Source organism: Microcoleus sp. A006_D1 (assembly GCF_036702805.1).
Taxonomy (GTDB): Bacteria; Cyanobacteriota; Cyanobacteriia; order Cyanobacteriales; family Microcoleaceae; genus Microcoleus.
The window spans coordinates 170,554-184,505 of record NZ_JAUBVZ010000002.1; the positions used below are offsets into that span (position 1 = coordinate 170,554).

The 13,952-nt window shown below is 48.0% G+C and carries 9 protein-coding genes; 7 read left to right on the forward strand and 2 right to left on the reverse strand.

Annotated features, from left to right (window positions below; translation table 11 throughout):
• Positions 1-294 precede the first annotated feature (294 nt).
• From QUB68_RS03650 to QUB68_RS03680, 7 genes are all read left to right on the forward strand, one after another.
• A complete protein-coding gene (locus QUB68_RS03650) occupies positions 295-1,740 on the forward strand; it encodes an ammonium transporter (protein WP_332989487.1) in 1,446 nt (481 codons plus the stop codon).
• Between the two features lie 271 nt (positions 1,741-2,011).
• A complete protein-coding gene (locus QUB68_RS03655) occupies positions 2,012-3,217 on the forward strand; it encodes a 4-hydroxy-3-methylbut-2-enyl diphosphate reductase (protein WP_332989489.1) in 1,206 nt (401 codons plus the stop codon).
• Between the two features lie 763 nt (positions 3,218-3,980).
• The gene (locus QUB68_RS03660) at positions 3,981-5,927 is read left to right on the forward strand and encodes a sensor histidine kinase (protein WP_332989491.1); all 1,947 of its coding nucleotides are present in this window, start codon (positions 3,981-3,983) and stop codon (positions 5,925-5,927) included.
• The gene (locus tag QUB68_RS03665) at positions 5,924-6,385 is read left to right on the forward strand and encodes a response regulator (protein ID WP_332989492.1); all 462 of its coding nucleotides are present in this window, start codon (positions 5,924-5,926) and stop codon (positions 6,383-6,385) included. Before QUB68_RS03660 ends, QUB68_RS03665 begins: the two co-directional genes overlap by 4 nt.
• Before the next feature lie 214 nt (positions 6,386-6,599).
• Positions 6,600-6,740, forward strand: a complete 141-nt coding sequence (locus tag QUB68_RS03670) for a hypothetical protein (RefSeq protein ID WP_332989494.1) — start codon at positions 6,600-6,602, stop codon at positions 6,738-6,740.
• Between the two features lie 361 nt (positions 6,741-7,101).
• Complete coding sequence (locus QUB68_RS03675; protein ID WP_332989496.1) at positions 7,102-10,023, forward strand: response regulator; 2,922 nt, start codon at positions 7,102-7,104, stop codon at positions 10,021-10,023.
• 255 nt (positions 10,024-10,278) lie between these two features.
• Entirely contained in the window at positions 10,279-10,812 is a 534-nt protein-coding gene (locus QUB68_RS03680; RefSeq protein WP_332989497.1) for a hypothetical protein, read from the forward strand.
• Positions 10,813-10,876: 64 nt separating this feature from the next.
• On the opposite strand, the gene QUB68_RS03685 is transcribed toward QUB68_RS03680, so the two are convergent.
• Positions 10,877-11,242 carry a response regulator transcription factor gene (locus QUB68_RS03685; protein ID WP_039886668.1) on the reverse strand — a complete coding sequence of 122 codons (366 nt, stop codon included), beginning with the start codon at positions 11,240-11,242 and terminating at the stop codon, positions 10,877-10,879.
• 323 nt (positions 11,243-11,565) lie between these two features.
• A complete protein-coding gene (locus QUB68_RS03690) occupies positions 11,566-13,908 on the reverse strand; it encodes a GumC family protein (RefSeq protein WP_332989499.1) in 2,343 nt (780 codons plus the stop codon).
• Between the last annotated feature and the right edge of the window lie 44 nt (positions 13,909-13,952).

Below are 13,952 nucleotides of genomic sequence, written 5' to 3' on the forward strand. Positions count from 1 at the left end.
GGATAGATTAAGAAAATATTATAATCAAGAAATTTGTATAATGTGATACAGAACAACTGTTGTGACAAATGGTGCAATCCAAAAGGCGGAAAGTATTGGATAGACACTTGACGAATTTAGATGAGTTCGGCTATGTAAAGTCCGAGTCTTGAGGATTTGGGGATTATCTATTAAAGATTGGTTCCGCTCAAACAGGGACTTAAAACGAAATAACTATTGCATCTGAAATCCTCACATCTAAAAATCGGCTCGGTCTTCCCTAAAAATTGCTGGGTATTAGAAGGTAAAAGTAACGTGATCAAAAAAAGTTTAACGATCGGGATTCTCGCACTGTGGCTGTTAAGCTGGCCGCTGATGAACAATGCCTTAGCTCAAGATGCTGCTCCTGCTGCTGATGCTGCTGCGGTGGTGGCGAGTCCGATCGACACAGGCGATACAGCGTGGATGTTGATGTCATCAGCACTGGTACTGCTGATGACACCCGGGCTAGCGTTTTTCTACGGAGGACTGGTGCGATCGCGCAACGTCCTCAACACCATGATGATGAGTTTGGTGATGATGGGATTGATCGGCGTCACATGGACGCTGTGGGGTTACAGCTTAGCTTTTGATGTCACCCCCGGCAGTCTGGATGCTAAAGGGTTCGGCCAAGGACTCGAAAGCGTGATCGGCGGCTTCGACTGGATGTTTTTGAACAACGTCGTCGCCGACAAACCAGATCCGATCGGCTACGCACCGACAATACCCCACCAAGTCTTCATGGTTTACCAGATGATGTTCGCCATCATCACACCGGCGCTGATTTCCGGGGCGATCGTCGAACGGGTAACATTTAAAACCTATTTCTGGTTCGGGCTGCTATGGTCTACCTTCATCTACTCTCCTTTAGCCCACTGGGTTTGGGGTAGAGGTTGGCTGGAGGCGATCGGAGTTTTGGACTTTGCCGGCGGCACAGTCGTGCACATCAGTTCCGGCGTATCAGCCGTAGTCGCAGCTTGGGTAATCGGGCCCCGCAAAGACCACTTGAACAAGCCCCACACCCCCCACAACGTACCCTACGTCTTGCTGGGAATTGGGCTGCTGTGGTTTGGCTGGTTTGGCTTCAACGGCGGTAGCGCTTTGGGCTCCGGTTCCTTAGCAACAGTAGCTTTTGTCACCACCATGATTTCTACAGCAGCCGCTGGCTTAACTTGGACAATTATCGAATGGGTACTCAGAGGCAAACCGACAGCAGTCGGAATTGCTAGTGGTTTCCTAGCGGGATTGGTGGGCATCACACCTGCGGCTGGATACGTGCTCCCAGTGGGAGCGCTTTTGATCGGATCGATCACTGCCGTTTGCTGCTTCTTTGCCGTTAGTTTGCGAGCTAAGCTGGGATTTGACGACTCTTTGGATACCTTCCCGATTCACGGAGTCGGCGGGACTGTGGGCGTCATGCTGACTGGTGTGTTTGCGACTAAAGCGGTTAACGCTGCCGGAGTTGATGGTCTGTTTGCCGGTAATCCGGGGCAAATCCTGACCCAGTTTGTCGCCATTCTAGCTACTTACGTGTTTGCCGGTGTCGGCACTTTTGCGATCCTGAAAATTTTAGGGCAGTTTATGGAGCTGCGAGTGCCATCATCTGCTGAAGACCAAGGTTTGGATATCGGCCAACACGGGGAAGAAGCTTACGGTGAGGATTTTGCCGGCGGTTTCAGTTCGTTTGAATCGGGTTCTCCTTTTGCGCCGAAGAAGGTTTGAAACTTTGACATAACTGACGTACTCAGGCCTGTGAAACCCGGTTTCTTTGTAGATTTATGGGCTCCCAACCCTGATTTTTCTAAGAAACCGGGTTTCTTTGCCAGATTTTGTGCAGCAGAAGGTTTGAAGCTCTAAGTTGCAGTCAGAATCAACAATATCTGTGTTGCCCCGTTTTGCTATTGTTGCAGGCGGGGTTTCTAAATTTAAGATGAGAATTGTCCAATGGTTCTAAAATCAAAGGTAATTAACCTAGATTTCAACTCGATACCGCATGGATACTAAAGCTTTTAAACGATCGCTCCAACAGTCTGAAAACTACCACCGCAAGGGTTTCGGACACGAAGCTGAGGTAGCTGGCGTGATGCAGACGGCTTATCAGAGCAGTCTGATCCAGCAAATTCGCGACAACAATTACAGGCTCCAACGCGGTGCAGTCACGATCCGGCTGGCTGAGGCTTTTGGGTTTTGCTGGGGGGTGGAACGCGCTGTGGCTATTGCTTACGAGACTCGCCAGCATTTCCCGTCGGAACGGATTTGGATTACTAATGAGATTATTCACAATCCTTCTGTAAATCAGCATTTGCGGGATATGGAAGTTGGTTTTATTGCTGTTGACAAGGGACTGAAAGATTTTTCGGTTGTCGATAGCGGCGATGTGGTAATTTTACCGGCTTTTGGCGCGAGCGTGCAAGAAATGCAGTTGCTGAATGAGAAGGGCTGCAAGATTGTTGATACTACTTGTCCTTGGGTTTCTAAGGTTTGGAATACTGTTGAGAAGCACAAGAAGAAAGATTATACTTCGATTATTCACGGTCAGTACAAGCATGAGGAAACTGTTGCTACCAGTTCTTTTGCTGATAAGTATTTGATTGTGCTGAATTTGCATGAGGCTGAATATGTCAGCAATTATATCTTGCATGGGGGCGACAGAAATGAGTTTCTTGCTAAGTTTAGCAAGGCTTATTCGGCTGGTTTTGACCCAGATGTGGATTTGGTAAGTGTTGGGATTGCTAACCAAACTACTATGCTCAAAACCGAAACCGAGAATATTGGTAAGTTGTTTGAAAAGACGATGATGCGGAAGTTTGGGCCTGAGAATCTTAATCAACATTTTCTCAGTTTTAATACTATCTGCGATGCGACTCAGGAACGGCAAGATGCTATGTTGAGTTTGGTTGAGGAAAAGTTGGATTTGATGTTGGTGATTGGGGGTTTTAATTCTTCTAATACTACCCACTTGCAGGAAATTGCGATCGACAAAACTCTTCCTTCCTACCACATTGATTGTGCTGAGCGCATTTTACCCGGAAATCGCATCGAACACAAGCCTTTAGGGGGAGATTTGGTCGTAGCCCAAAATTGGCTGCCTGATGGTAATATTGTCGTCGGCGTGACTTCGGGTGCTTCGACTCCTGATAAGGTGGTTGAGGATGCGATCGATCGCATTTTGGCCATGAAAGCCGCTGTTATTGCGTAATTCTATTGTTTCGCCACTGCACTCGGAATCATCATTTTCTCTGTGCAGTGCGATCGTCTAAATCAGACTTGAATTGCAAAAGTTCTTTTAATCAAATTTTCGGACGGGCTAGAAGCCCATCCCACAAGAAAAAAAAATTTGTGGGACGTTGCTCTGAGCAGCGTCCTAATTATTTTTGCAATTCAAGTCTATCGCAAACAGACTATAAACTCCAATTGCCCCCATTCCCTCTCCCATCTTAAAATTATCTGCGTTAATCTGCGTTCATCTGCGCTTTCCCCTACCAATTTCTCCGCTTCGTCCAAAAAATTATTTTTTTCACAAATCATTAAAAATTCGCCTTTTTTTTCGGGTAAAAAAGCTTGACGCGGCTGGCTTGACAAGGTATTATTAGATAATGGGAATAGTGGCAATTTTAAAACTTAAGTTACCACTTCCATTATCTAAAATATACCGCAAAAATCAAGTCAAGTCAATAGGTAAAAACTCCTTTTTTTCCGCCGCGATCGCAAATTGTCAAAGCAGCAAAAGTGATGCCACAGAAAATGGCAAATTAAGCTTTGCTAGCAGCGAGAGATTGTCTGTTTGCTGTCTCCTACTTAAGGAGGATGCGAGCAGGATCGAGACTACACTAAAAACAAGATCGTCGCACATTTGACCCTTGAATTTATCTGCTTTTGCCGCCGTGTCTGCCGGAGCCAAAAATTCATCGCCCAGATCCAAGTAAAATAAAAAAAAGCAGGAATCGCGCGGCGAGTATTTCATGAACAAATCGCTGACTAGCCAAATCACCGCAGGCATCGGCATGGCCTTGGGGCTGCTAATTTTAAATGCGGCAACTTCCTACCGCAATATTCTCAAGTTAGTTGAAAACGAACGCTGGGTGGGCCAAACTCACCAAGTTTTAACCGAACTCGAAGCCACGCTTTCCACCTTAAAAGATGCTGAAACCGGACAGCGCGGTTATTTGCTGACGGGAGAAGAACGTTATTTAGAACCGTATCACAGCGCGATCGCCCGCATCAACCAACAAGTAAACGGATTGCAGCAGCTAACCGCCGACAACAACCAGCAGCAACAGCGCATTCGCGACTTAAAAATTGCGATCGACTCTAAATTAGCCGAACTTGAAGAAAGCATCAATCTGCGGCGCAAAAAAAACTTAGAAGCAGCCCTGCGGCTGGTAAAAACCGGTAGGGGAAAGCAAATCATGGGCGGCATTCGGCAGCAGGTAGCTGTAATGGTAGCTGAGGAAAATCTGCTATTGCAGCAGCGCGCTAGAGAATCTCAAGCCAGCGCTAATTTGACAATCGTGACTTTTACCGTTGCTAGTGTGGTAGATTTGCTGTTGATGGTTTTGGTTTACTATTTGGTAAAGCGCGATCGCACTTTGCGCGACAATACCGAAATCAAGCAAAATCAACTGTTAGAACAGCTAGCAGAAGATCGCAATTCCCTAGAATTAACCGAAAAACGTTTTCGCCGCGTCATTCTCAACACTCCGCTGCCGATTATACTGCACGCTGAAAACGGAGAAGTTTTGCAAATTAACTCCGCTTGGACACAACTCTCAGGCTATGAATACTCAGAAATTCCCACAATTGAAGATTGGACAGAAAAAGCTTACGGCAGCCGCAAATCGCTAGTCCAAGCAGATATCGAAGCGCTGCACCAATTAAACGCTGGCATTCATGAAGGCGAATATATAATTACCACAGCCACAGGCGAAAAACGAATTTGGGACTTTTATTCAGCATCTCTAGGCAAGCTTTCCGACGGCAGAAGTTTAGTAATTAGTACCGCCATTGACGTAACTGCGCGCAAACAAGCAGAAGCCGAAATTCGGATGCTCAACGCTACGTTAGAAAGACGAGTGGAACTCCGCACCAATCAACTTCAAGCAGCTAATGAAGAATTAGAAGCTTTCACCTATACCGTCGCCCACGATTTGCGTGCTCCCCTGCGCGGAATGCAGGGATTGGCTGAAGCTTTGTTAGAAGATTACCGCGATTTCCTCGACGAACTCGGTCAAGAATACGCCCACCAAATTGTGAATTGTGGGCAACAATTAGAAGATTTGATCCAAGATTTGCTAGCTTACAGCCGCCTGAGCCGCACTGATTTATCGCTGCAAGTTCTAGACTTAGAATCTGCTGTCGCCGAGGCAATTGCGATGGTACAAGCTGACGCTAAATCCCGCGGCGCTCAAATCAGCGTGCGATCGCCCTTATTTCCGGTAATTGCCCACCGCGTTACTTTAGTTCAAGCAATCGCAAATCTGCTCACCAATGCTATAAAATTTGTGGCAGGCGCACCGCCGCAAGTGCAGATATGGGCCCAGGAAATTGAGCTGCCTCAAGAGCCAGAGACAGACAGACAGACAGCGCGAGAGTGGGAAAGGGGGACAGTGGGACAGTGGGAGCATTCGCAGTTACTGATTGCCGGTTGCCCATTGCCCGTTAGCGAAGCCCTAGAACAGGATCGCACAGTCCGTCTTTGGGTAGAAGACAACGGCATCGGTATTGCTCCAGAACATCAAAAACGCATTTTTCGCGTGTTTGAACGCCTGCACGGTATCGAGTCATACCCCGGAACTGGTATAGGATTAGCTATTGTACAAAAAGCAGTCGATCGCATGGGCGGTCAAGTTGGGGTTGAATCTCAATTAGGACACGGCAGTCGATTTTGGATACAACTGAGGAAAGGATGACGCAAACGCAGACGATTTTGCTGGTGGAAGATAATCCCGTTGATATTCTGTTGATGCAGCGGGCGTTTCGTGATCGGATTTTTACTAATACTTCGCTGCAAATTGTCCGAGATGGAGATGCAGCGGTTTTTTATTTAAATGGTGACGGAGAATACAGCGATCGCGAGCGCTATCCTTTACCAAGGATAATTTTACTAGATTTGAAGTTGCCCAGGCGATCGGGTCACGAGGTTCTGGTTTGGCTGAAGCAGCAGCCGGAACTAAAACGCTTGCCGGTGGTGATGCTTACTTCTTCTAGGCAAACACTTGATATCAATCAAGCTTATGATTTAGGGGTGAATTCTTATTTGGTTAAACCTGTCGGATTTGCTTCTTTATCGGAAATGATGCAGAGTTTTGGCGAATATTGGCTCAACCATACCCAACTGCCTGAACCTAGAGAATTTTCTGGTTTGTAGTGGCTGTTTTTGAGTGTTTATTACTTGTTTTATCGTTCGCCATACTCTTCTTGGTAACGAGTTAATTATAGCACTTTTTATGTAAGTGAACTACAAAGAAACTGGTACAGTTCGCGATCGCACTTGCGACCTCGGAAACCCGGTTAAACGACTAGATTTCTCGTTCCTGTTCGTAATTTTGGGTAGAAACCGGGAATCAGCGCCCCAATGCCCAATGCCCAAGGACCTGTTTGGCCTGTTTGGCCTGTTTGGCCTGTTTGGCCTGTTTGGCCTGTTTGGCCTGTTTGGCCTGTTTGACCTGTTTGGCCTGTTTGGCCTGTTTGCCCAAGGCCTGTTTGCCCTGTTTGGCCAATGACCTGTTTGGCCAATGACCTGTTTGGCCTATGCCCTATGCCCTATGCCCTATGCCCAAGGCCCTGTTTGGCCAATGACCTGTTTGGCCAATGACCTGTTTGGCCAATGACCTGTTTGCCCTGTTTGCCCTGTTTGGCCTGTTTGGCCTGTTTGGCCTGTTTGGCCTGTTTGGCCTGTTTGCCCAATGCCGTTCGCGTACCTGATCTTTCTGAGAAAGGCTATATAATCAGATACAAGTAAATATAGTCAACGCATTTGCAAGTCGAATTAACCAGCTAACTAAATATCAAAAATGTCGGATCGCTTAATAACATATTCTTGAATTTAAGAATGTTTGCGCCAATACAAAAAGTAAAAAGCCAATGCTATCTATTCTGTTGATCGACGACAACCCGAACGATCGCCTGATGATCGATCGAGAACTGAGGAAAAATTTTTCAGATTTAGAAATCAAGTCGGTGATTGATGCCCCAACTCTCGAAGAAGTCCTGGCAGCAGGGGGTTTTGACGTGGTAGTTACCGACTACCAACTGCACTGGAGCGACGGATTAACTATTCTCAAACAAGTTCAACGCCACCACCCAAATTGTCCGGTAATTATGTGTACCGACAGCGGCAGCGAACAAGTGGCAGTCGAAGCGATGAAAGCGGGTTTGAGCGATTACGTGTTCAAAGGGCGGCACTTCCAGCGGCTGGCGGGGGCCGTGCGCGAAACCTTGGAAAAACAGCAGTTGCGGGAAAAATACGCGAAAACGTCGGCGCAGTTGGCAATTTCTGAGGAAAGGCTGAGGGTGGCGATATCCGCCTCGCAAATGGGAACTTGGGATTGGAATATATTAACCGGCGAGGTGGTTTGGTCGGAGGGACACGAACTGTTATTCGGGTTGGAAAAAGGCAGTTTTGCGGGAACTTACGCAGCGTTTTGTGCCTGCGTTCACCCGGATGACCAGGCCTCTATTTCCCGCGCGATTGCCTTTTCTTTAGAAAATAAAATAGAATACCAGCACGAATTTAGAGTGATTTGGCCTGACGGCAGCTTGCACTGGATCGCGGGTAGGGGACAGTTTTTTGATGATGGTACGGGTCAATCGGTGCGATCGATCGGCGTGGTTTGGGATATTACCGATCGCAAGTTATCCTTCGCCAGAATACAGGAAAGCGAGGAAAATTTGCACTTTGCCCTAGAAGCAGCTAACACCGTCGCTTTTACCTGGGATATTGCTTCCGGGGAAGTCCGCCGCTCTTCCAATGCCCAAACACAGATTGGTTTGGGCCCAGACAGCACCGTTGGTACTTTTGAGGAAAAAAAGAATGCGGTGCACCCAGATGACTGCGACAGCTTTTTGGCAGATTTGGATGCCGCACTCAGCGGCTCGGGAGTTTACGAGTCGGAGCACCGCCACCTGCGCCCCGACGGCTCGGTGATTTGGCTTCACGACAAGGGGCGGGTGTCTTTTGACGCATCCGGTAAACCTGTGCGGCTGTTTGGGGTGGCGATCGACATTACGGGTCGCAAACAGTTAGAATACGAGCGATCGCAGGCTTTGGCGCGCGAGCGATCGTATTTGCACCGCCTGCAAAAGTTAACCTCCGCCTCAGTTGCGATCAACTCCACGCTGTCGGTAGCAGAAATACTTCAATTAGCAGCAGATAGCGCCCGCCAAATTCTAGAAGTCCACCAAGCAGCCGTCAACCTCAACCCTGCCGCCAACTGGGATGCGGGAATTAGCAAGTTTTCGATGTCAGAAAAATACGCCCCGTGGCAAGATTACTGCCAAGAGCCAGACGGTACGGGCATTTACCAGGAAGTTTGCCAGCAGCAACAGGCGATGCGCCTGACTCAAAGCGAGTTAGAGGCTCACCCGGCTTGGCTCTTTTTCGGCGAGGCTGCGGGAAATCACCCGCCGATGCGGGGCTGGCTGGCGGTACCGCTGACGGCTCGCGACGGCAGAAATCTGGGATTGATTCAGTTGTCGGATAAGTACGAGGGGGAGTTTGCCGAAGATGACGAAAGTATTTTAATGCAGTTGGCTCAAGCAGTTTCGGCGAGTATCGAAAACGCGCGGCTTTACGAGGAATCTCAGCAGGCAAATCGCATGAAAGATGAGTTTTTAGCAACTCTTTCTCACGAATTGCGATCGCCCTTAAACGCGATTTTGGGCTGGGCGCAACTGCTGCGGCACCGCAGTTTCAGTCCCGATGCTACTGCGCGGGCTTTGGAAACGATCGAGCGAAATGCTAAGTTGCAAACTCAATTGATTGAGGATTTGCTGGATATTTCGAGAATTATTCGCGGCAAGTTGACTTTGGAGCCTTGTCCGGTAAATTTGATTTCGATGGTGGAAGGAGCGCTGAATACTGTGGCTTTAGCAGCCGATGCTAAGTCGATCGAGGTGCTGTTGGCAATTGTCGATTTAGGCTGCGATACTGCTGAATTTTGCCAGACCGGAGAGGTTTCTGGCAATCCTGAATCTGAGCTAAATCCGAGATTTTTGGTGTCGGGAGACCCGGGCCGCTTGCAGCAGGTAATTTGGAATTTGCTCACGAATGCAATTAAGTTTACGCCACGCGGTGGGCGAGTGGAAATCCGTTTGCAGCGAGTTGATTCGGAGGTTGAGCTGGCTGTTACCGATACCGGAATTGGCATCGCTGCAAATTTCTTGCCTTATGTGTTTGAGTCTTTCCGGCAAGCTGATGCTACAATTACTCGCAATTATAGCGGTTTGGGGCTGGGGCTCTCAATTGTCCGGCAGTTGGTGGAACTTCACGGCGGCAGGGTTTGGGCCCAGAGTCCGGGACTGGATCTCGGCTCGACTTTTACTTTCCGCCTTCCTTCAATTCCGGTAACTTCGATCGCCCGCGAGTCAGCGCCGGTGTTTGCTGGCGGTGGTAATTTACTGGGAGTTAAAATTTTGGTGGTGGATGACGAGGCTGATTCGCGGGAATTTATGATGTTTGTGTTGGCTGATTCCGGGGCTGCTGTCAGGGCTGCATCGTCGGCTGCTGAGGCGTTTGAGGCCGCTGCGGCGTTTGTGCCGGATGTTTTGGTCAGCGATATCGGAATGCCGGAGGAAGACGGCTATTCGCTGCTGTTAAGGCTGCGCTCTTTGGCAACTCAAACCGGAGAGAATTTTCGGGCGATCGCCCTGACGGCTTATGCTAGGGATGAAGACCGCGATCGGGCTTTTGCTGCGGGTTTCGATCGGCATCTGCCTAAGCCCGTGCCACCCGATGTTTTGGTAGAGGCTATAGTCAGTTTGAGGCAGCAGGCGATCGCAATTTAAAATAACTCAATTGGTAATGGTAATTGTGTTTGATCGTTCGGAATGCAAGTCCTCATCAAATTTTGAGGACTTGCATTCCGAACGATCAAACGTATAATGCTGATTCACCAAACTCGATCTCGACGGGAACCGCTCAACTCAAAAATACAAATTTTTATATTTTAAAGCAATTGAACTTTTTCTTGTGGGGTGGGCTTTGAGCATCGCCCAAAATATGCCATTTCAAGGCCGAGCGAGTGATTGGTTTATGTTAATATGCTAAAGATATCCAAAAACCACGGTAATTTGGTGGACAAACTTCAGACAGACATAGAGGCAATTTGCTCTGAGATTGAGGCCTTGCGCCGAGAACGCCAGCAGCTTAGCATTGGTGCGATCGCCCCAGTCGGTGATTCGCCCCAAGCGCTCGCTGATGCTTACCGCCGTCACGCCAGAGAAACAGCAGAAGTGTCAGCAGAAGTCAAGGGAATAGATGATGCGATCGCCGCTCTGTCTGCTCAACTGAATCAGAAACAGCAGCAATCGGTAAACCTGCAACCGAGAAGCAGTCCGATGGATCTGCAAGTTGAAGAAGGCAGAGCGCGGGCTTCGGGACACGCGGAACGGATTAACGAACTGGCAGCCCAATTGGCGGGGGAAGTGAAGGAACTTAAAGCCATCGCCGACAAAATTAGCCCCAGCTATTGGCAGGTTTATTACAAGCCTTTTATTACTGGTTTTAAGAGTATTTCTGTTCCCTACGTGCGATCGGACGGGGATGTTTGGACTATTGTCAATCGAGTAGTTTAGAGAGGCTGCGGGATCAGAAATTGGAACCACTCAAGACATTTTTTTCTGTCCCTCTTCCTCTACCTCAACCCCGCAGCAGTTGCTTGATCGTGCCCACCAATTCCTGAGGGTGAAATGGCTTGGCGATGTAAGCGTCGGCTCCTTGTTTCATTCCCCAGTAGCGATCGAATTCTTCGCTTTTGCTCGAACACATTACCACCGGCAAATTCTGAGTTTTGGGGTCGCTTTTGAGCCGGCGACAGACTTCGTAGCCGTTCATCCGGGGCATCACGATATCCAGAACGACTAAATCCGGGCGGTTTGCCTTGATTTGCTCTAGAGCTTCTACCCCATCACTAGCTACTGTGACGTTGAGCCCCCTACCTTTGAGCAAGTCGGCGATCATCTCCCGCAGAGTCACGCTATCATCAACAACCATAACTGTACTCATAGAATAATCCCTACCAAGTTTCTGGGTTGAAACGTTCACATTAACGTTTGCATTAACGTTTACCTTCAAAAGTGTCTTTTCCTGATTGAGATTGCGTTCTGCTAGATGTAGTTTACCCACTTTTGCTGATTTCCCAATCATTTTCTGAATAATCATCGCGAAATAGTAAAGATCCGCGCAATCTCGGTTGACACACGAGGCTCTGTCCGTTAGTCTATCATTTTCTTTCTCAAATGGTACTTTTGTCAAAAAATGACGGTGCAGCTTGGTGGTGAAATTCCGGTCGAGGACGGTGGTACGCAGTCGCCTGCATCAAAATTTGCCTAATTTTGATTTTTTGTACCTAAAGGCGACAGTTTTTGATCGTAGAGCGTCTCTATACCGATCGGGCGCTGGCGGTAGCTGTGATTCGAGTTTTTGCAGCCGTTAGCCACGATTCCCAAGACGGAAGCTCCAGAAATTTTTAATTCTTCTAAAACTTTGCGAACTTGCGATCGATCTGTTTTACCAATTTGCACCACCATAATCGTAGCGTCGGTGTGAGCTGCGATCAAGTGGGCGTCTGCCAAGCCGGCTAGCGGCGGGGTGTCATAAATCACTAAGTCAAAAAATGCTTGAAATTGTTCCATCAGATACTGCATTTTTTTGGAAGAAAGCAGCTTGATCGGATCGGCGGGAATTTGGCCGGCGGTGAGTACGAACAAATTGTCTTGGTTGGGCGCTCGCACGATCGCGTCGTTGAGGCTGAGATCGGTGGAGATGGCATCGCCCAGGCCGCGCACGTTCGGGATACCTAGCTTAGCGTGCAGTTGCGGGCAGCGCAAATCTGCATCGACTAACAACACTCGCTGTCCGACTGCTGCTGCTGTGGCGGCCAGGTGCAAAGCTACTGTAGATTTGCCGTCTCCGGCTGAGGCTGAGGCGACTAAGAGCGATCGCAGCGTCCTCCCTGCACTCAGCAAGTGAATGTTGGTGTAGAGCGATCGAAATGCTTCTACAAATGGATAGTCCAAGTCGCTAAAAATACTTTGTCCCCCCAGCATCGGAGCAGTCGGTATAACTTCGACAGGTTCGAGAAATTCCACTTTAGACTTGGACTGCGATCGAGCTGATGTAAGTTTTCTGGATCTGGCTGGCGGTCGGCGCTTGACTTTTTTGGTAAACGGAATCACCCCGATCACCGGCAATTTGGTGGCCATTCTCACTGCTTCTGGAGTGTGGAAAACAGTATTGAGCACCTCTACGAGCAAGCCGATTGCTATGCCCACCAGACTGCTTAAAATTACTGCCAGCGCTAACTGTTTTTTGGTTTGTTTGACGGTAGCTGCGATCGGTCTGCCGAATTTGTCTAGCGGAATTTCCGGCGGATTGATCAGCACCCAAGGGATTTGTTGCTGAGCCGCATCGATCCGCAAGGCTTCTCGTTTTGCCAAAAAGTCGGAAAAACTCTTAGTAACTACTTGCAGTTCCCGCTGTAAATTGTCGTATTGTCGGGTTGTCACTGAAAAATTTCTAATTTTTTGGTTGATATTTTTTTGCAAAGCAGTCATTTCGCGATCGCGCGCTTCCAATTCTCGGATTTGGGTCTCCAAGTTTCCCATCACCACTTCTTTTGCTTGTTGAGTTGCAGTTAAAATCAGTTGTTCCCGACTTTTTCGCAGTGCGACAACTGGCAAACTATCTTCTCTGTACTGAGCTAATTTCATCGACAGATCCGAGTCTATCTTCTGGATTTGACCTAACAGTCCCGCGTAAGCTAGTCCTTGGGTCATCAGCAGACCCTGGGGGTTATTTTGCTTTAGTAATTTTTCATAGCTTTGGTAGAGGTTGCGAATCCCTTGTAGCTGTACTTGGATTCCCACTTGCTGGCCCCGAATGCTTTGAACTTGTTCTGACAAAGATTTTCCCTCTAGCTGGGGATCAAACAAGTTGCTCTGCTGCCGCAGTCTTTGGACTTGCAGTTGCAGAACTTCCACTCTTTCTCGCAGCTTGGGCATCTCCATATCGATAAATTTAATGCCTTGATTGATTCCCGTCAGCCGCTGCTGCAAGCTGTACTCTAGATAAGCTTTAGAAACTTTCTCCAAGACGCCGTAAATTTTCTGTTTATCTGTATCTTTGTAGCGAACCTCTAAAATTTTTGTGCCTTGCTGTTTGCCATCTTTTGTGTAACTGAGGCGGCTGATCGACAGTTTTGACATCAGCTCGCTATAGGTCATGTTGGGATTCCAAGTTCGCAATTCCTTAACTACTGGCTCCATCATTTTGGGACTACGCAAAATCCTAATTTGGGTTTCGTAGTCTACTAAGCTAATTCCTTCTATATTAATTTTTGCTAAGTCGGCAGCGACGGTATTGTCTAATTGTTTGGATAGCAAACCTTCAGCAGTGGCTGGTTCTACTAACAGGGAAAAGGAGCCTTCATACTCAAGCGTCATTTTTTTAGAAGTGATGACGATCGCTGTTCCGGCGAGGGCGCTCAAAGCAATGGTGGCTGCTGCCATCACCAGGATGCGGCGGCGCAGGACGCCTGCGAGCCAGGACAAGTCTAGCTTTTCTTCTTCTGTCTCCTCGACGAAGTTATCTCTGTACTTTTGAGTCGAGAATTCCGGCAGTTTGCCATTTGATTTGGATGTGAAGGGTTGGTAATCTTGTCTGTTATCCATATTGAGTCTGGGTATTTTTGATGTTGATATTTTTGATGTTGATA